General features: G+C 39.2%; 16 protein-coding genes, 9 tRNA genes and 2 rRNA genes. 8 read left to right on the top strand and 19 right to left on the bottom strand.

Annotation, left to right across the window (positions count from 1 at the left end; translation table 11 throughout):
• Positions 1–154 precede the first annotated feature (154 nt).
• The 4 genes from tsf to dprA all read right to left on the bottom strand — a co-directional run bounded on the left by tsf (position 155) and on the right by dprA (position 5,334).
• Positions 155–1,090 (bottom strand): translation elongation factor Ts, encoded by a 936-nt coding sequence (tsf, locus tag KQI66_RS03260; protein ID WP_216427250.1) that lies wholly within the window; start codon positions 1,088–1,090, stop codon positions 155–157.
• Between the two features lie 27 nt (positions 1,091–1,117).
• Positions 1,118–1,843, bottom strand: a complete 726-nt coding sequence (gene rpsB, locus KQI66_RS03255) for a 30S ribosomal protein S2 (protein WP_216427249.1) — start codon at positions 1,841–1,843, stop codon at positions 1,118–1,120.
• A gap of 173 nt (positions 1,844–2,016) precedes the next feature.
• Entirely contained in the window at positions 2,017–4,080 is a 2,064-nt protein-coding gene (gene topA / locus KQI66_RS03250) for a type I DNA topoisomerase (RefSeq protein ID WP_334300582.1), read from the bottom strand.
• A gap of 150 nt (positions 4,081–4,230) precedes the next feature.
• A complete protein-coding gene (gene dprA, locus KQI66_RS03245) occupies positions 4,231–5,334 on the bottom strand; it encodes a DNA-processing protein DprA (protein ID WP_216427248.1) in 1,104 nt (367 codons plus the stop codon).
• 186 nt (positions 5,335–5,520) lie between these two features.
• On the opposite strand from dprA, the gene KQI66_RS03240 reads away from it, so the two are divergent.
• Genes KQI66_RS03240 through KQI66_RS03225 form a run of 4 tightly spaced genes read left to right on the top strand, consistent with a single transcriptional unit; the run spans position 5,521 to position 10,046 of the window.
• Positions 5,521–7,038 carry a YifB family Mg chelatase-like AAA ATPase gene (locus KQI66_RS03240; protein ID WP_216427247.1) on the top strand — a complete coding sequence of 506 codons (1,518 nt, stop codon included), beginning with the start codon at positions 5,521–5,523 and terminating at the stop codon, positions 7,036–7,038.
• Between the two features lie 20 nt (positions 7,039–7,058).
• Complete coding sequence (mtnK, locus tag KQI66_RS03235; protein WP_216427246.1) at positions 7,059–8,285, top strand: S-methyl-5-thioribose kinase; 1,227 nt, start codon at positions 7,059–7,061, stop codon at positions 8,283–8,285.
• Positions 8,286–8,298: 13 nt separating this feature from the next.
• Positions 8,299–9,393: an S-methyl-5-thioribose-1-phosphate isomerase gene (gene mtnA, locus KQI66_RS03230; protein ID WP_216427245.1), complete on the top strand. Its 1,095-nt coding sequence runs from the start codon at positions 8,299–8,301 to the stop codon at positions 9,391–9,393.
• Positions 9,393–10,046 (top strand): class II aldolase/adducin family protein, encoded by a 654-nt coding sequence (locus KQI66_RS03225; RefSeq protein ID WP_253287646.1) that lies wholly within the window; start codon positions 9,393–9,395, stop codon positions 10,044–10,046. Before mtnA ends, KQI66_RS03225 begins: the two co-directional genes overlap by 1 nt.
• Positions 10,047–10,101: 55 nt before the next feature.
• Here KQI66_RS03225 and KQI66_RS03220 read toward each other — a convergent pair whose 3' ends face one another.
• Both KQI66_RS03220 and KQI66_RS03215 read right to left on the bottom strand, forming a co-directional pair.
• On the bottom strand, positions 10,102–11,196 hold the full coding sequence (locus tag KQI66_RS03220) for a pyridoxal phosphate-dependent aminotransferase (protein WP_216427244.1): 1,095 nt from the start codon (positions 11,194–11,196) through the stop codon (positions 10,102–10,104).
• Between the two features lie 29 nt (positions 11,197–11,225).
• The gene (locus tag KQI66_RS03215) at positions 11,226–12,761 is read right to left on the bottom strand and encodes a hypothetical protein (protein ID WP_216427243.1); all 1,536 of its coding nucleotides are present in this window, start codon (positions 12,759–12,761) and stop codon (positions 11,226–11,228) included.
• Positions 12,762–12,974: 213 nt separating this feature from the next.
• On the opposite strand from KQI66_RS03215, the gene KQI66_RS03210 reads away from it, so the two are divergent.
• The 4 genes from KQI66_RS03210 (at position 12,975) to KQI66_RS03195 (ending at position 16,278) form a co-directional block, all read left to right on the top strand.
• Positions 12,975–13,616 (top strand): HAD family hydrolase, encoded by a 642-nt coding sequence (locus KQI66_RS03210; protein ID WP_216427242.1) that lies wholly within the window; start codon positions 12,975–12,977, stop codon positions 13,614–13,616.
• Positions 13,617–13,731: 115 nt separating this feature from the next.
• Positions 13,732–14,175 carry an ACT domain-containing protein gene (locus KQI66_RS03205; protein ID WP_216427241.1) on the top strand — a complete coding sequence of 148 codons (444 nt, stop codon included), beginning with the start codon at positions 13,732–13,734 and terminating at the stop codon, positions 14,173–14,175.
• A gap of 20 nt (positions 14,176–14,195) precedes the next feature.
• Positions 14,196–15,092, top strand: a complete 897-nt coding sequence (gene thrB, locus KQI66_RS03200; RefSeq protein ID WP_216427240.1) for a homoserine kinase — start codon at positions 14,196–14,198, stop codon at positions 15,090–15,092.
• Positions 15,093–15,114: 22 nt separating this feature from the next.
• On the top strand, positions 15,115–16,278 hold the full coding sequence (locus tag KQI66_RS03195) for an aspartate kinase (RefSeq protein ID WP_216427239.1): 1,164 nt from the start codon (positions 15,115–15,117) through the stop codon (positions 16,276–16,278).
• A 62-nt stretch (positions 16,279–16,340) separates the two neighbouring features.
• On the opposite strand, the gene KQI66_RS03190 is transcribed toward KQI66_RS03195, so the two are convergent.
• The 13 genes from KQI66_RS03190 to KQI66_RS03130 all read right to left on the bottom strand — a co-directional run.
• Positions 16,341–17,219: an IS3 family transposase gene (locus KQI66_RS03190; RefSeq protein ID WP_216427238.1), complete on the bottom strand. Its 879-nt coding sequence runs from the start codon at positions 17,217–17,219 to the stop codon at positions 16,341–16,343.
• Positions 17,216–17,728 (bottom strand): transposase, encoded by a 513-nt coding sequence (locus KQI66_RS03185; RefSeq protein WP_216427237.1) that lies wholly within the window; start codon positions 17,726–17,728, stop codon positions 17,216–17,218. The genes KQI66_RS03190 and KQI66_RS03185 overlap by 4 nt, the downstream gene beginning before the upstream one ends.
• Before the next feature lie 92 nt (positions 17,729–17,820).
• Positions 17,821–17,895, bottom strand: a tRNA-Pro gene (locus tag KQI66_RS03180).
• Positions 17,896–17,915: 20 nt separating this feature from the next.
• Positions 17,916–18,000: transfer RNA gene (locus KQI66_RS03175), tRNA-Leu, on the bottom strand.
• A 50-nt stretch (positions 18,001–18,050) separates the two neighbouring features.
• A tRNA-Gln gene (locus KQI66_RS03170) sits at positions 18,051–18,122 on the bottom strand.
• Between the two features lie 25 nt (positions 18,123–18,147).
• A tRNA-Gln gene (locus tag KQI66_RS03165) sits at positions 18,148–18,220 on the bottom strand.
• A gap of 22 nt (positions 18,221–18,242) precedes the next feature.
• Positions 18,243–18,314, bottom strand: a tRNA-Gly gene (locus KQI66_RS03160).
• Between the two features lie 3 nt (positions 18,315–18,317).
• A tRNA-Leu gene (locus tag KQI66_RS03155) sits at positions 18,318–18,405 on the bottom strand.
• Positions 18,406–18,408: 3 nt separating this feature from the next.
• Positions 18,409–18,481: transfer RNA gene (locus KQI66_RS03150), tRNA-Lys, on the bottom strand.
• 22 nt (positions 18,482–18,503) lie between these two features.
• Positions 18,504–18,577 (bottom strand) — tRNA-His (locus KQI66_RS03145).
• Between the two features lie 18 nt (positions 18,578–18,595).
• Positions 18,596–18,670, bottom strand: a tRNA-Pro gene (locus KQI66_RS03140).
• Between the two features lie 16 nt (positions 18,671–18,686).
• Positions 18,687–18,804, bottom strand: a 5S ribosomal RNA gene (rrf, locus tag KQI66_RS03135).
• Between the two features lie 74 nt (positions 18,805–18,878).
• A 23S ribosomal RNA gene (locus tag KQI66_RS03130) occupies positions 18,879–19,277 on the bottom strand; the annotation flags it as partial.

Genomic DNA, 19,277 nt, shown 5'->3' with positions numbered 1-19,277 from the left:
TACCGATATTTTACTACAAAACAGGTACAAATACAATAAAAAAGCCTTAACTTTGTTTATATTTTATCACAAATTGTCCGACCAAATTTATTTATGCACAAAAAACAGTCCTATGAACTTAATCACAGGACTGTAAAAATCAATTTTTCAATTATCAGCCTTTAGCTGCTTTAGCAACTTCTTCTGCGAAGTTTTCTTCCTTCTTCTCAAGACCTTCGCCTGTTTCAAAACGAACCATCTTCTTGATTGCGATAGGAGCACCAACTTCTTTAGCTACAGATTCGATATACTTCTTAACTGTAAGGTCGCCATCCTTAACATAAGGCTGCTCGATAAGGCAGATTTCCTTTAATTCTTTGTTAAGTCTACCTTCAATCATCTTTTCGATGATGTTAGCGGGTTTCTTGCCGTTCTTAGGATCGTTGTTAGCCTGCTGTGTAAGAATTTCTTTTTCCTTAGCAAGGAATTCAGCGGGAACATCAGTTGTTGCGATGAATTTAGGATTAAGAGCTGCAATCTGCATTGCAATGTTCTTGCCCATTTCTTCAACAGCTTCTGTTGCGTTTTCGCAATCGATGTCAATCATAACGCCGATTCTTCCGCCGCCGTGGATATAAGAAACGATAATACCCTTACCTTCCTTAACATATTTCTCAAATCTTCTGATTTTAAGGTTTTCACCGATAACTGCAACCTTGCTGCTTAATGCTTCAGCAACTGTCATTGTTGTATCAAACTTCCATGTTTCCTTAAGAAGTGCATCAACGTCTGCTGCTGTTGAGCCTGCAATCTGCTCAGCAACCTGAAGAACATATTCTCTGAATACAGGGTTCTTTGCAACGAAGTCTGTTTCTGAGTTAACTTCTACGATAACGCCTGTTGTCTTATCCTCTGAAAGATATGAAAGGCAAACACCTTCTGATGCAATACGTCCGGCCTTCTTTTCTGAAGCGGCAAGACCTTTTTCTCTTAAGTATTCAACAGCCTTTTCCATATCGCCGTCAGTCTCTGCAAGAGCTTTCTTGCAGTCAAGCATACCAACGCCTGTCATTTCTCTGAGTTCTTTAACCATGCTTGCTGTAATAGCCATTTTTACGTCCTCCTGTAAAATAATAGATTATTCTGCAGCTTCTGCTTCTGTGCTTTCAGCTGTCTGCTGTTCGCCCTGCTTTGCTTCGATTACTGCATCAGCAATCTTTGAAGCGATAAGTTTTACGGCACGGATAGCGTCATCGTTGCCGGGGATAACATAATCTACTTCTTCAGGATCACAGTTTGTGTCTACGATAGCAACAACAGGAATTCCAAGGATATGTGCTTCCTGGATAGCAATCTTTTCTTTTCTGGGATCTACTACAAACATAACATCGGGGATTCTTGTCATTTCTTTGATACCGCCGAGGTTCTTGTCAAGTTTTTCTTTTTCATGAAGAAGAACTGCAACTTCCTTCTTGGGAAGTACTTCGAATGTTCCGTCTTCCTGCATCTTTTCGAGTTCGATAAGTCTTGCGATTCTTGTACGGATTGTCTTGAAGTTTGTAAGCATACCGCCAAGCCATCTTTCGTTTACATAGTACATTCCGCATCTTTCAGCTTCTTCTTTGATTGATTCCTGAGCCTGCTTCTTTGTACCTACGAAAAGGATTTCTCCGCCTTCGCTGATGATGTCGCTGACTGCTGCATAAGCCTCGTCTACCTTCTTAACTGTCTTCTGAAGGTCGATGATGTAGATGCCGTTTCTTTCTGCGAAGATGTAAGGAGCCATTTTAGGGTTCCATCTTCTTGTCTGGTGTCCGAAATGTACACCTGCTTCTAATAACTGTTTCATTGAAATTACGCTCATGATTTACCTCCTGGTTTTTTACCTCCACATCGGATAAGCCGGCAAACTCCTGCGTATAAGAGCAACCATGCGGTTAATTCCGATATGTGTGTTTTATTGATTTTCATCAGTTACGGCAGATATTATACCACTAAACCGCCGCCATTACAACGATTTTTTTATCAAATAATGAATTATTCTTCATCATTTGTCTTTTTTTCTTCCGTATATCCGCATTTTTCGTTTGAGCAGAGAAGTCTTACAGGATTTTTGCCCTTTTCGACCATATACGAACCGCATTTAGGGCATTTTTCCTTTGCCGGCATATCCCATGAAACAAAATCACATTCGGGATTATGCTCACAGCCGTAATATACTCTGCCTTTTTTAGATTTCTTTTTAAGTATTCTTCCGCCGCATTTAGGGCATTCGGCATCTACTGCCTCAAAATATGGTTTTGCATTGTTGCATTCGGGATAGCCCGGGCATGCAAGGAATTTTCCGTATCTGCCGAATTTAATAACCATGTTTCTTCCGCATTTTTCGCAGACAACATCGGTTTCCTCATCTTTAATCTCAATCTTTTCAAGCTTTTCCATTGCATTGGTAAGTTCTTTGCCGAAATGAGGATAAAAGTCACGGATAACCTTTTTCCATTCCTCTTTGCCTTCCTCAACCTTATCAAGCTCGGACTCCATTTCAGCAGTAAAGCCTACGTTTACAATGTCCGGGAAATATTCCTTAAGTATATTATCTATTATTTCTCCGAGCTCTGTCGGGAATATGGCTTTTTTCTCTTTTGTGACATAATTTCTTGCAATTATTGTAGCAAGAATGGGTGCATAAGTACTGGGGCGTCCTATGCCGAGCTCTTCAAGAGTTTTTACAAGAGAAGCATCTGTATATCTTGCCGGAGGCTGTGTAAAATGCTGCTCCGGAAGTATTTTGTTTGCAGAAAGCTTTTTATTTTCCTCTATCTTAGGGAATTTGATTATATTTTCGGTTTCCTCAACTCGGTTATACACCTCAAGGAAGCCCTTGAATGCTATAACCGACGCATTAATTCTGAAAAGATAGCCGTTGTTTTCAAGTGTAACCGTCATAGATTCATATACGGCAGGAGCCATCTGGCTTGAAATAAATCTCTCCCATATGAGCTTATAAAGCTTATACTGGTCATTTGAAAGTGATTCCTTTATTTTATCGGGAGTCATTGTAGCATATGTCGGTCGTATAGCCTCATGTGCGTCCTGTGCGTTTTTCTTTGTTTTATATATGTTTCTTTCGTCAGGAAGATATTTTTCGCCGAGATTTTCTTTTATATACTCCGATGCGTTTTCATATGCCTCGTCCGATATACGAACCGAGTCCGTTCTGATATATGAAACAAGGCCGACTGTGCCGTTGCCCTTTATTTCTATACCTTCATAAAGCTGCTGGGCAAGCATCATTGTTTTTTGTGCCGTAAAGTTAAGATATTTACTTGCTTCCTGCTGTAATGTACTTGTCGTAAACGGAGGATAAGGCTTTCTGTTTTTTTCCGTTCTTTTTATTTCCTTAACAACAAAATCGTTGTCCTTTATGGCATTGAGAACCTTATCCGTATCTTCTTTACTCTTAAGCTCTATCTTTGCATCGGTTGTTCCGTAAAGCTTTGCATCAAACTTATTTTTATCCTCGTCAGTTACAACCGCACTGATTGTCCAGTATTCTTCCGGAATAAAGTTTCTTATTTCATCTTCTCTTTCGCAAATCATTCTGAGTGCAACGGACTGTACTCTTCCGGCACTTAATCTGCTCTTAACCTTCTGCCAGAGAAGATGGCTTACAGGATATCCGACAATTCGATCAAGAACTCGTCTTGCCTGCTGTGCATCAACAAGATTCATATCTATGTTTCTTGCACTCTTGATTGATTTTTCGACAGCATCCTTTGTTATCTCATTGAATGTGATACGGTCTGTTTTTTCTTCGTCAAGATTTAACGCTGTCATCAAGTGCCAGCTTATTGCCTCACCTTCACGGTCAGGGTCAGTTGCGAGATAAACATGGTCGGCATTTTTCGCTTCTTTTCTCAATGCACTGAGAAGCTCTCCCTTTCCTCTTATTGTTATATATTTAGGCTCATAATCGTTTTCAAGATCAACACCGAGCTGGCTCTTCGGCAAATCTCTTACATGTCCCATAGATGCCATAACGACATAATTTTTACCGAGAAACTTCATTATTGTATTAGCCTTTGCCGGTGATTCGACTATAACAAGCTTTTTCTTTGCTTTTTTAACTTTTGACGCTGTTTTCTTTTTTGTCGTTGTTTTTGTTTTAGTAGCTTTTTTTGTAGTTTTTGCTGTCTTTTCCTCTGTTGTCACTGTATTCTCAGCAGCTTTTTTTGCCAATTTAATTTCCTCCTACAATACAAGAATATATCTCTGGCCCGGCTGTCTTCGGATAATTCCTTTTACCTCAAGCATGGCAAGCTCTGCCTGGAGAGCCGCAGCCGTAAGCCCGGTTTCGGAAATAAGCTTTTCAATGTTTGCCTCTCCGTTTTCCAAAACCTTAACTATTCTTTTTCCGTTTTCATTTATATTTTTAATGATTTCTTTTTTCTTATTCTTATTTTCCTCTGCCTCTTCGGGTTCAAAACCGAGCTCAAACAAAATATCCTCCGCACAGGTAACAGGCGGACAACCTTCCTTTATCATTTTGTTTGTGCCTTTGCTGTATTTGCTGAATATACTGCCCGGAACGGCAAATACGCTTTTGCCGTATTCAAGTGCAGCCTCAACGGTTGTCGATGTTCCGCTTTTTTCTGCCGCCTCGGTAACAACCAGTATTTCCGACAATGCGGCAATAATCCTGTTTCTTTGTATAAAGCAGTATTTGTTCGTAATCATATCGGGCGCATATTCGGAAATAATGCAGCCGCCGTTTTCTATAACAGCTCCGAAAAGTCCTCTGTTCGTTGACGGATAGCATTTATTTATCGCCGTTCCGAGAACGCCTATCGTTCTTCCTCCGGCATCAAGTGCCGCCATAGATGCGTAGGAATCCACTCCGTCCGCAAGTCCGCTGACTATTGTTATTCCGTGCTTTGCCAGATCAGTTGAAAGCTTAAGCGTTGCGGTCTTTCCGTATTCGGTACATCTTCTTGAACCTACAACGGAAACCATCAGCTCATCTTTATCCGGCAGTTTCCCTTTATAATATATTCCCATTGGCTTATCGTCAATATATTTAAGTCCTTCGGGATAAAGCTCGTTATACTTGGAAACAAAATCAACTCCGGTTCTTTTCAGGTCATTTATATATTTTATCAGGCTTTCGTTTTTAATCATACCGTAAATATTTTCTGCGGTTTTCATTCCACAAACATCATATAAATCGCCTATCGAGGCATTATATACTCCCTTTGCGGATCCAAAATATTCTATGAGCCTATCCATAATATTATTATCCATTCCATGAACACGGCTCAGCCACATTATAAAATATTCTTCATTTATTTCTTTCATATTCATCATTCCCGTCAGAAAACATAAACAATACTTATCCGGGTGCACCTTTGCATGAGTTTTATAATATATTGTTTTTAAAATAAATTCAACCACAAAAATTTTTTCATATATATTTCACAGATATGTTGCACCATATTGACACAGTTGTTATTATATATTTATAAAAGATACGGAGGTTAAACAATGCTTTCTAAAATTTTGAGCAGTACGGTAATCGGAATAGACGGTTTCACTGTTAATGTTGAAACCGATTTGTCCAACGGCTTTCCTTCCTTTGAAATTGTCGGTCTTCCCGGCTCTGCCGTTAAGGAATCTAAGGAACGTGTAAGAACAGCCATAAAAAACTCCGGATATTCCATACCTGCACAGAAAATAACCGTCAATCTTGCTCCGGCAGATATCCGAAAAGAAGGTCCGGCGTTTGACCTTCCAATAGCTCTCGGACTGCTTGTATGTATGGACATTATCAGACAAGAGAGTCTTGAAAACACATTGGTTGTAGGTGAGCTTTCGCTTGATGGTTCTCTCAATCCCATAAGCGGAATACTTCCCATTGTATACAGCTCCTATAAAAACGGAATCAACAAATATATTGTTCCGTACGATAACCGTGATGAGGCCGCCCTTGTAAAAGGTGCGGAAATATATCCCGTCAAGGACATAAAACAGCTCGTTGATTTTCTAAACGGAAAAATAAATATAGACGCATATAAGGTGGATACAGACAGCATTTTTTCATGCGATGACGAAAAACTTCCCGATTTTTCCGAAGTAAAGGGACAGGCTTATGTAAAGCGGGCAATGGAGATTGCCGCCGCAGGCTATCACAACATACTGCTTTCCGGACACCCCGGAACAGGCAAAACAATGCTTGCCAAAAGACTTCCGTCCATACTTCCGGATTTATCCTTTGAGGAAAGCATAGAAATAACCAAAATATACAGTGTTTCCGGTCTGTTAAAAAATTCCGACGCACTTATAAAAAGCCGACCATTCCGTTCACCGCATCATACAATATCAGCGGCGGCATTGACCGGAGGCAGCAAAAATCCACGTCCGGGAGAAATAAGCCTTGCTCATTACGGAGTATTGTTCCTTGATGAGCTTCCGGAGTTCAGACGAGATGTTCTGGAAGCACTCCGCCAGCCTATGGAGGACAGAAAAGTTACAATATCCAGAGTAAACGGTACAGTTACATATCCGGCGGAATTTATGCTCGTTGCCGCAATGAATCCATGTCCCTGCGGCTATCTCGGAGATGAACGCTGTCATTGCTCCAACGGCGAAATAAGCCGTTACAGAAACAGGATTTCCGGGCCGCTTATGGATAGAATTGATATTTTTATAGAAACACCCGATGTAAAATACGACGAGCTGAACAGCAACGAAGTGTGCGAAACCTCAGCCGACATCAAAAAACGTGTTGCCGCCGCAAGAGATATACAGCTCAGACGATACAAAAAAGAAGGAATTTTCTTCAATTCACAGCTTTCTGCGGCACAGACGGCAAAATACTGCGTGCTTGAAAAAGATGCGGAGGAATTTGTAAAAACCGCTTTTGAAAATCTTAAGCTGAGTGCGAGAGCATATCACAAAATACTTAAGCTTTCACGCACAATAGCGGATATTGACGGAAGTAAAAAAATAACACTTGCTCATGCGGCCGAGGCACTTCAATACCGAGGCTATGAAAATACATAAAAACCAAAGGGAGGACTACCATGTCGGATTTCAGCAAATATTTTTTAATGACCACAGAGGACGTACCCAAATATGTACAGTCAAAGCTTACATATTTTTCCGAAGATGCAAAATTAAGCTGTACGGAAATCGGTGACGGAAATATAAACTATGTTTTCAGAGTACAGGACGAAAACGGAAAAAGCATAATCGTTAAGCAGGCCGGACTTGAAACAAGAATAAAGCCGGATTTGGGCGTTTCCACCGACCGAGGCAGAATAGAATCGGAAATTCTTTCTATACAGAATTCCTATGCAGAGGGGCTTGTTCCAAAAATATATCTTTACGACGGAACAATGTGTGCAATGATAATGCAGGATATGATAGGCCACACAATGATGCGTACAGGTCTTTTAAATCATGAAGTATATCCTCTTTTTGCAGACCATGTGACCACCTTCATGGCTAACTGTCTTTTAAGAACCTCGGATATTGTAATGGATCACAAGGAAAAGAAAAAGCTTGTCGGCAACTTTATCAATCCAGACCTCTGCGGAATTACCGAAGATCTTGTATATACCGAGCCTTATACGGACTGCTTTAACAGAAACCATGTATTTCCTCCCAATGCGGAATTTATGAAAAAGGAGCTTTATGATGACGAGACATTAAGACTTGAGGCAGCCAAGCTCAAATTTGAATTTATGAACAACGCACAGGCACTTATACACGGCGACCTCCACACCGGTTCGGTATTCATAAACAAGGAACATACCTATTTCTTCGATCCCGAATTTGCTTTCTACGGCCCTATGGGCTATGATATAGGAAACGTAATCGCAAATCTTTTCTTTGCATGGACAAACGGCGATGCGGAAATAGAGGACAAGGACGAAAAACAGCGTTTCTGCTCATGGTGTATAGACTCCATATGTGACACAATAGATTTATTTATCAAGAAATATAATGCAATATACGACGAATATGTAACCGACACAATGGCAAAAACAAAGGGCTTTAAGGAATGGTATCTCAGCGGCATTTTGTCGGATACGGCAGGCTGTGCCGGAATAGAGTCCATAAGACGTATTGTAGGCATGGCAAACGTAAAGGATATAACAACAATAAGCGACGAAAACAAACGTGCAAGAGCCGAAAAAATAGTTGTTTCTCTTGCAAAGGATTATATAATGCACCGTGAAAGCTTTAAATGCGGAGATGATTACCGTCGTGCAATAAACATTGCAGTCAAAAAATATCCCTTATAAGGAGTGAATATAAATGAATGAGGAAAAAACAATAATGGATTATGATACAGTCGCTCTTGACGAAGAAAAGAACGCCCTTGTCATAATTGACCAGACACAGCTTCCGTACCATACGGAAATACTTTATCTTACAACGCAGAAGGAAATATGGAATGCAATATATCTTCTCCAGGTAAGAGGAGCACCTGCCATCGGTGTTGCCGCCGCAATAGGCATATATCTTGCCGCAAGAGAAATAAAGGCTGACAACTATGACGAATTCTATGCCGAATTCAAAAAGGCTAAGGATTATCTCGATTCTGCCCGTCCGACAGCGGTAAACCTTTCATGGGCATTACGCAGAATGGAGGACATTGTAACAAAAAACAGCGATAAGATAATTCCCGAAATAGTTGAGGCTCTCCACAAAGAAGCAGTCGAAATACGAGAAGAAGATATTCGTGTATGCAAGGCTATCGGCGAATACGGTCTTACTCTTGTAAAACCCGGTGACGGTCTTCTCACTCACTGCAATGCCGGGAAGCTTGCAACGGTTAAATACGGAACAGCAACCGCTCCCATGTATCTCGGACAGGAAAGAGGTTATAATTTCCACGTTTTCTCTGATGAAACCAGACCTCTTTTACAGGGTGCAAGACTGACAAGCTTTGAGCTTTCCCAGTCCGGTATAGATGTAACGGTTATCTGCGACAATATGTCCGCAACAGTAATGCGTAACGGCTGGGTAAACGCAGTATTTGTCGGCTGTGACAGAGTTGCCGCCAACGGTGATGCGGCAAACAAAATAGGTACATCTATGGTTGCTCTTGCCGCAAAAAGATACAATGTGCCCTTCTATGTATGTGCACCTACATCGACTATCGATATGAATACCAAGACAGGCAAGGATATAAAAATAGAAGAACGTCCCGCACACGAGGTAACGGAAATGTGGTACAAAAAGCGTATGGCTCCCGAAGGAGTTAAGGTATTCAATCCTGCCTTTGACGTTACAGACTGCGACCTTATAACAGGTATCGTTACCGAATACGGCATAGCAACATATCCTTACGAAGAATCATTCAAGGAAATATTCAAAAAGAAAGCCGAAGCCGGAGGTTTAAAATAATGTCTGAAGAAATAAATTATAAAAAGCTTATTGTTGACAGCGGCAAAAAAATGGTCGGTTCAGGTCTTACCGTTGAAACATGGGGCAACATAAGTGCAATGGACAGAAGCACAGGTCTGGTTTATCTTACACCCAGCGGCATGGATTACAGCGCAATAACAGAAGATGACGTTGTTGTATGTGATATAGACGGAAACATAAAAGACGGTTTCAGAAAGCCGACCATCGAAAAGGATCTTCATCTTGCCGTATACAGAAAGCGAAACGAAGTCAACGCCATTATACATACTCATCCGATATATTCAATGGTATTTGCAACACAGGGCAGAGATATTCCTATAATAACCGATGAGGCGGCACAGGTGCTCGGCGACACAATACGCTGTTCAAAATATGCCCTTCCCGGCAGTCGTGAACTTATGGAAAACTGTGCCGAGGCTGTCGGAGAAAAAGCCAACGCCTGTCTGCTCAATTCACATGGTGCTGTATGCCTCGGAAAGGATATGAAATCAGCCTTCAAGACAGCTAAAATACTGGAAATGACCGCACAGATTTTATATATGATAGAAGCCTCCGGCGGAAAACCGGCAGGCATATCACCCGAAAACATTGCGGCAATGCAGGAAATGATGAAAAGCTACGGACAAAAATAAATATATAATAATATCAAAGGTCGGAACCTCTTAAAAGGAATTCCGACCTTTAATTTTATTCCACTATTTTTTTCAGCTCTGTAAGGAACTTTGTATTTTCTTCGGGAGAAAGCACACAGAATCTTAAAAAGCTTTCATCAAGAAATGTGAAGCTTGCCGCATCTCTTATGACCATTTTTTCTCTAATCATATAATCAAATATCTCCGCCGCATCAACTTTATCGGTAAGGAGCTTTACAAGCATAAAGTTTGATGCCGATTTATATATCTTAACATTTTTCCAACAGCTTATTTCATCATACATTCTCTTTCTTTCCGACGATATAAGCTTTTTTGTTTTTTCTATAAATTCCGTATCGGTAAAAATCTGTTCTCCGGCATAGCTTGCAAGAATGTTTACAGACCACGGATCCTGGTTCTGTGCAAGCATATCATGGAATTTTTTGCTTGATGTAATTCCGTAACCGAGTCTGAGTCCGGGAGCTGCAAAGAATTTAGAAATTCCTCTTATAACAAAAATATTATCGTATTTTTCAACAAGCGGTATTGAGCAGATTTTATCTATCTCATCGCTGAACTCGATATATGTTTCGTCGGTCATTACGCTTATGCCCTTTGTTTTGCAGTGGATAAGTATTTTTTCCATATCTGTTGTTTTGATTGCCGTTCCCGTAGGATTATTGGGATTGCAGGCAATGAACAGACCGACATCTCCGTCCAGCTCCGTTAAAAGACGCTCAACATTAAGCTCAAAGTTTTCCTCTTCCTTAAGTTCAAAATATGTATATTCTCCGCCTATTGTTTTTACCGCATTTTCATATTCTGAATATGCCGGTCCCATAATAAGCGTTCTCTTTGCGTTTACAGATTTAATAAATGTTGATATAAGCTCCGTTGAGCCGTTTCCGACAACAATGTGCTCAGGATTAGCTCCGGTATATCCCCCTATGCTTTTTCTCAAAGCAAAATAATTTTTATCGGGATACTGGCATACCATTGCAATATTTTCGGCAAGCTTTGCCGCCGCTTTTTTCGGAAAACCGAGCGGATTTATATTTCCGCTGAAATCCGAAATTTCGTTTTTCGGTATTCCGTATTCACGCTCTATTGCATCAAGGTCGCCGCCGTGCATATGCATTAATGTTTCCATTTATATTCCTCTTTTCATAAATAAGTGTTTTATTCAAATGCGTACATATCATGTTCAAGCTGTGTTATTTCATTGCTCTGCTCGGTAATTCTCGGATATATAATTTCTCTGCAAGGTTTTTCAATATCATAGCAGTGCATTTCGATTGTTTTATCTCCACTGCCGAAAATAATCGTATCTCCGTCAATCGGTATAATATCCATCAACGTAGTATTTATTTCAGAATAATACGAATTTTTCGGTGATGCAATATATTGTGCCGTAACCTTGTTATTGCTTCCGAGCTTAATTTTAATATCCGTATTTTCCGTCTGCATAAACATCATAAAGGCATGGCTTGCCGCAACACATAAAGATGTATCGCCTTCCATTTCGATTTTCTTCCACAGCCTTTTATCTCTGTTGAGAATTGCTTTAAATTTATATATCTTTACATTAGAAAACTCACTTTCAACGGTTTCTCTTGCCGCCTGATCAAGTATGTCTATCCCTTCAAGTGACATCAGTATTCTTTCCATTGGTATAGGCGGATATTTTTTATCATTATCCGAAAATGTATTGAAAAATTTCTTTCCGACAAGAGTATGGCTGTAAGAGGTACATGGCATAAAAAGCTCATTTTCTCTTTCGCCGTCAATGGTTATTGTAGTATAAAGAGCATTTATTATTTCCCTGAAATTCAACGGGAATGAATATACCGGTCTTATAAGTCTGAGATACATTCCAAATATATTTATAAAAAATCTGTCGAAATATATACCTACATAAAATACCGTTGACAATATTGCCGCATCAGTTTCCGAAAGCTGTTCCTTTTCAGATTTTTCCCATATATCCTTTAAGTCTACATCAGAATTTCCGTAAAGCTCGACAAAAATATCGTCAACCGAAATAGGCTTAATCAAATATTCCTTAATCATTTCCGGCTCTACTTCGCATAAGTCAAAGGGAATTTCGTTGTTAAGGCCGTCGGCACATATTGAATAGGATTCTTCAACAATTCTTTTGAACTTTTCCTCATTTGTAAGCCTAAAAAACTCATTGTCGTTGTCTGGCTGTATACATACATCAAATAATGACGGTATACGCTTAAGCAATCCAAGTCTTCTGGCAAGCTCATACAAATACTCAATATAATATCTGTCGGAAACAGAAAGCTTTCTCTGCAATGCTTTTATATCCGAATTTTCAAGCTTATCCATATTCCTGAGCATTAAAGACGGTGATATATATTTCATAAGCATTTCTATATCATCTATAACCGGATGGCATTCACATGAATAAAAGTATTTTGTAAATTCAAAATCAAGTATATTTTCATTCAAATGCTTAAAATGCACATTAAAATCATAAAATCCGTTTTCTTCGATATTTTCCTTCTGGCTTGTCAATATCATGGAAGGTGACAAAATTGTTTCGGGAAAAAGTGCGCTGTAATACCAGCGTCCGAAAACAGTCGGAGAAAGATATGCTATCTCCTTCTTTTGTTTTCCTGTTATATTTGAGTAAGTTCTGTTAAATTTATCTGAAAATATTTGAAATATCCTGTCAAAATCAGAGTTCATGTTTTCCTCCTGAATTTTATTATGTAGTATTATAGCAGATTTAATTAATATTTAAAACAAATAATATTTTTATAAATATTGTTTATTTAAAGCACTTTTTGAACAAATTAAGCAAAAAATCCATTGTAATAATATTATAATTGCCGTATTAGGATAAAAATTATATAATTAACTGATTATATTGATTACAATACTGAATAGGAGATTAATTTTATGGATAAAAAAGGCGTTATTTTCGACCTTGACGGTACTCTTGTAGATTCAATGGATGTATGGGAAAAAGCCGATTATATGCTTGCAAAAAAATACAATTTTATTCCCGATGAAGAATACTGGCAGACAGTTACATCACGTTCGTTTCTTGAAGGAGCCGAATACATAACAACTCGTTTCAATCTCGGAAAAACACCGGAAGAAATAGTCAAAGAGCTTTTTGATTTTGCATATTATGAATACTCTCACGCTATCAAGTTAAAAGATGGTGCAAAGGAGCTTATTCAAAAATTGAAAAAAGACAGCTTTTCCATAGCAATAGCTACCTCAAATGTCAAGGAGCTTACATATGCGGTTCTAAAAAACAACGGTGTTTTTGAATATTTTGATGCTTTTATCTATTGTGATGATATCGGCAAAAACAAAGCACATCCCGATATATACATTGCTGCCGCAAAAGCAATCGGACTTAAGCCGGAGCAGTGCTATATATTTGAGGACGTTCCAAACTCACTTATAGGTGCAAAGCTTTCCGGTGCAGAAGTAATAGCTGTATATGATGAATATTCTGCCGACAAGGAGCAGCTTATGCGTGAAAGATCAGACCGATATATAATGTCCTTAAAAGACTTTAAATATTAAAACGATTATATTATTTATTTAACATATAATATAACGGTTGCAAAAAATTCTATTATGTGCTATCATTCCTTGTATCAAAAACAAATGTTTATTATATATGAACAGGAGATATTACATGAAGGAAGACAAAAATTTTTATATAATTGACAAAAATGTTTTACCTGAAATATTTATTAAAGTAATGGAAGTAAAAAATTTACTTGAAAGCGGACGTGAAAGAACTGTACAGGATGCCGTAAATACCGTTGGTATAAGCCGAAGTGCATTTTATAAATACCGTGATGCTATTTTTCCTCTCTATGAACACAGTCGAGGCAAAAATGTAACATTTTCAGTAAATATTGATAATACAGCCGGAAAACTTTCCGCAGTCCTTAACTCGATGGCCTCCGCCGGTGCAAACATACTCACAATAAACCAGACTATTCCCATTAACGGTATAGCAAACGTAACTATAACCATCGAAACGCAAAACCTCAAAATGGAGCTTGGTGATTTCGTAAATAAAGTTGCAAATATTGACGGAGTACGTTCACTTAAAATAATCGCAAGAGAATAATATAAACGGAGGACATAACTATGTTACATATAAAAGTACCAGCAACTTCTGCGAACATGGGACCGGGATTTGACTGTGCCGGAATAGCTTTACAGCTTTACAATGAAATATGGGTAGAAACAATCCCTTCGGGAATTGAAATTTCGTCTAAAACAAATGAAAACATTCCCAAAGATGAATCTAATTTAATATACAGTACCATAAGGGATTTTTACGAAGCCGAGAATATTCCTATGCCCGGAATAAGACTTATACAGGACGACCACATTCCGATGACAAGAGGTTTAGGAAGCTCTGCCGCTTGTATCGTAGGCGGACTTATCGCCGCAAATATATTATCCGGTAAAAATTATTCAAAAGAAGAGCTTGCACAAAAAGCGGCTAAACTCGAAGGCCATCCGGATAATTCAAATCCGGCAATATTCGGCGATATGATAATAAGTGCTATGTATTCAGAGGGCATGAAATATGTAAAATTAAATGTACCTAAAAATATTTTGTTTGCCGTTATGATACCGGAATTCACTCTTTCAACCAAAAAGGCCCGTGCAGTACTCCCGGATTCATATACAAGAAGTCAGTCTATATTTAATTCATCAAGAACAGGACTTATGGTTGCCTCTATGATGACAGGAAACCTCGATAACCTTCGTGTTGCTATGGACGATGCAATTCACCAGCCGTACAGAAAAAGTCTTATAAGAGACTATGACGAGGTTTTTGAGGTAGCAAGAGCAAATGGATCTATTGCTGAATATCTCAGCGGAGCCGGTCCTACTCTTATGGCAATCATAACAGATGACAAAGCAGAAGAATTTGAAAAAAATATGCTTGATGCTTTTAAAAAGCTGCCCGACCATTGGGATTTAAAATTGTTGAAGCCCGATATTGACGGTGCAAGCTTTGTTGAAGAATAAAAATCTTTACGGAGTGATTACTTTGTTAATTGTTCAAAAATATGGTGGTTCTTCAGTCGCAGATAAAGAACGAATTTTTAATGCCGCAAATAAAATTGCGGCTTCTTATGATTCAGGCAATAATGTTGTTGTAATTGTATCCGCACAGGGAAACACTACCGATATGCTCATTGAAACTGCAAACAATATAATTATCGACGCTCCGAAACGTGAACTCGATATGCTGTTATCAACCGGTGAACAACAGTCTGCCGCTCTTATGTCCATGGCTCTTATATCACTCGGCTATAAAGCAATAAGCTTAAACGCATGGCAGGCAGGAATTTTTACAACGGATGACTATGGAAACGCAAGAATAACAGGAATAAATACAGAACGAATTAAACATGAGCTTTCTCTCGGAAAAATAGTTATTATAGCCGGTTTTCAAGGTATAAATAATTCTATGGATATAACAACACTTGGCAGAGGAGGCTCTGATACAACCGCTGTTGCAATAGCTGCGGCACTTAAAGCTGACAAATGCGAAATTTACACAGATGTAAACGGCATATATACAGCCGATCCGAGAATTGTTCCTAATGCGGTTTTATTGGAATCCATAGATTATAACGTAATGCTTAACTATTCTTCGTTAGGTGCCAAGGTACTGCATAACCGTTCAGTTGAGCTTGCAAAAAACACAGGCATTGATATATCTGTTAAATCCAGTTTCTCGGATAATCCCGGAACATTGGTTACAGACTGCTCGGAGATTAATTCTAAGCCAATAAGCGGTATTACAGCAGAAAAATTACAGGCATACATAACAATAAGTAACTTAAATGACGTTTATAGTTTGTTAAAATTATTAAGTACTAATAAAACTATTATTGATATGGTTTCCATATCTGATAAATGTATTTCATTTTCCGCAAAACAGTCTGAAATTGAAAGTATTTTAAACAAGGTAAAATCAATCAATGAACAGATTAAAACAGAAGTACAGACTGATTTAGCAAAAATTTCAATAGTAGGAACTTCACTTCATACCAAACCGGAAGTGCTTATAAAAATAGTTGAAGTGCTTAAAGCAAATAACATCAATTTTACCGCTATAAGCTTATCTGAAACAAAGCTGTGTATATTGGTTGATGAAAGCAAATGTATCGATGCAATAAATTTACTTCATAAAAAATTAATATGAGCAAAACAAAACGACCATCTAAAAATGATATGTACCCAGAATTCTGGACACATATTTACGAACTAAGCTGAACACATGGATGCTATCCTGTATTGCACAGGTGGCATCCATTTTGTTTTTGCCTGAATTCTTTTGTTATTGTAGTAGTTTATATATTCTTCAACAGCTTTTGAGAATTCTTCAAAAGAAGAATAAGCTTTTTCATAGCCATAGTACATCTCATTTTTTAATCTTCCAAAGAATGTCTCCATAATACAATTATCATAGCAATTACCTTTTCGTGACATAGACTGAATAATTCCATGTTCCTGTAAAGTTTTTCTGTAATAGGCATGTTGATACTGCCAGCCTTGATCAGAAGGAAATATTAAACCTTCAACCGAAGGAAATTTTTCAAATGCTCTATTTAGCATCCTTTCTATCTGTTCAAGATTAGGACTCATTGATAAATCGTATGAAATGATTTCATTCGTATTCATATCCAGTACCGGAGATATATAACACTTTCCCCATGAAAAATTGAACTGAGATACATCTGTTGTCCATTTTTGTAAATGAGCAGTTGTACTGAAGTCTCTATTTATTATGTTATCAGCAATCTTGCCCACTTCACCCTTATAAGAATGGTATTTTTCTTTTGGACGTTTTCCGGCTAATCCTGCTTCATGCATAAGACGCTGTACACGTTTATGGTTTACCTTATATCCACGGTTTTTAAGTTCTTGATAAACTCGTCTTACGCCATATCTGCGTTTGTGTAAATCAAAAATACTTTTTATTTCTTCCAGTAGTTTCTGATTGCGTTCAACAACAACATCTTTCTTACTTATTTTAAAATAATAAGTAGATTTAGCCATATGCATGGCTTTAAGAAAATGCTTTAGTTGGTATCCTTCTTCACGCAATTCTTTGATGATTGCTGCTTTTTCGCCTTGAGTCATGCAGCTTCCTTTTTTTCTCTCAAGGCGATCTCTTTTTTTATCACTTCGATTTCAGCTTTCATATATTCATTTTCAGCTCTTAATCGGATTAATTCTTCGTACTCGGATTCATTAGGTTTTGGTGGTTTTCTTGTGCCGATCTTTTTCATATCGGGATTCTTCGATTTACGTCCTTTCTGTTTTGATATAAGACCATTATAACCGTAAATCTTGTATTTGCGAACCCATTGACATAACATTCCACCATTAATGCCAGCACTAACGGAAACAGATCTAATGGATGCTCCTGCTATTACTTTAGCAACAAGTTCAAGTTTTGCTTCCGGAGTCCAATTTTTATTATGTGTCTTATGATGCAAAGCGTCAGGACCGCATGCTTCTTCAATCCGAACCCATTCTCTAATATTACTTCGAAATCGTTTTGTGCTAATGCCTTCCGGAGTATCAGGATAATTTCCTTGATAATACATTTCAACACATTTTCTTTTAAACTCATAACTATAACGCATAAAAATACCCTCCTTACTGGTTTGTCCAGTAAAGAGGGTACATATCAAAAAGATGATCGTTTTGTTTATATATAAAAATAAGCATAAAAAAATCGGGGTGACAAGACTTGAACTTGCGACCTCCTGGTCCCTAACCAGGCGCGCTAACCAAACTACGCTACACCCCGATATTATGAACTAAATACCATGCAGACGAGGGGACTTGAACCCCTACCCAGTTTACCCGGACTAGATCCTTAGTCTAGCGCGTATGCCAATTCCGCCACGTCTGCGTAAACTGAATGATATTTAATACATATTATACTCATTACGAGTAAAAAAACTAGGCTGGCAGGATTTGAACCTGCGCATGATGGAGTCAGAATCCATTGCCTTACCACTTGGCGACAGCCCATTAAAAATATTAAGTTTTTTGAATCCTGGGCTGAGTGGATTTGAACCACCGAGTGCAGGAGTCAAAGTCCTGTGCCTTAACCGCTTGGCGACAGCCCATCATTCAAATATGATAGGTAAAAGCGCGAAACGAGATTCGAACTCGCGGCCCTCGCCTTGGCAAGGCGATGCTCTACCACTGAGCCATTCGCGCAGATGGTGCAGACGAGGGGACTTGAACCCCTACCCAGTTTACCCGGACTAGATCCTTAGTCTAGCGCGTATGCCAATTCCGCCACGTCTGCATATGAGTCACTCGGGGTTCGAACCCGAGACACCTGGATTAAAAGTCCAGTGCTCTACCGACTGAGCTAGTGACCCATAATAAAATTAAAGAAACAAGGGTGGGTAGTGGGACTCGAACCCACGGCCTCCAGAGCCACAATCTGGCGCTCTAACCAACTGGGCTATACCCACCATAACCATAAAGAGTTATCGGGGTGACAGGATTTGAACCTGCGACCTCCTGATCCCAAATCAGGCGCGCTAGCCAAGCTACGCTACACCCCGGGATTTTTTTAATGGAATCCGGCAGCCACTTACTTTCCCGGGCCGTCTCCAGCCAAGTATCATCAGCCGCCTGCGTCTTAACCGTCGTGTTCGGGATGGGTACGGGTGTTTCCCACAGGCGCATCGCCACCAGAAATTTTATGCTCTTTCAAGCACCTTCAAAACCGAACATGTACTTACTTCATCAATTCTATCACACATCTTTTCTTTGGTCAAGCCCTCGACCTATTAGTATCAGTAAGCTAAACACATTACTGTGCGTACACCTCTGACCTATCTACCTCGTAGTCTTCAAGGGGTCTTACTTCTTTCGAATGGGAAATCTTATCTTGAGGGCGGCTTCACGCTTAGATGCCTTCAGCGTTTATCCGTTCCGAACATAGCTACTCTGCTGTGCATTTGGTATGCAACAGATTCACCAGCGGTTCGTCCATCCCGGTCCTCTCGTACTAAGGACAGCTCCTCTCAAATTTCCTGCGCCCACAACGGATAGGGACCGAACTGTCTCACGACGTTCTGAACCCAGCTCGCGTACCGCTTTAATGGGCGAACAGCCCAACCCTTGGGACCTACTTCAGCCCCAGGATGCGATGAGCCGACATCGAGG

The sequence above is a fragment of the Anaerotignum sp. MSJ-24 genome (genome assembly GCF_018918145.1).
In the GTDB taxonomy this organism is placed as follows: domain Bacteria; phylum Bacillota; class Clostridia; order Lachnospirales; family Anaerotignaceae; genus Metalachnospira.
This window is presented reverse-complemented; position numbering and strand designations above follow the sequence as displayed.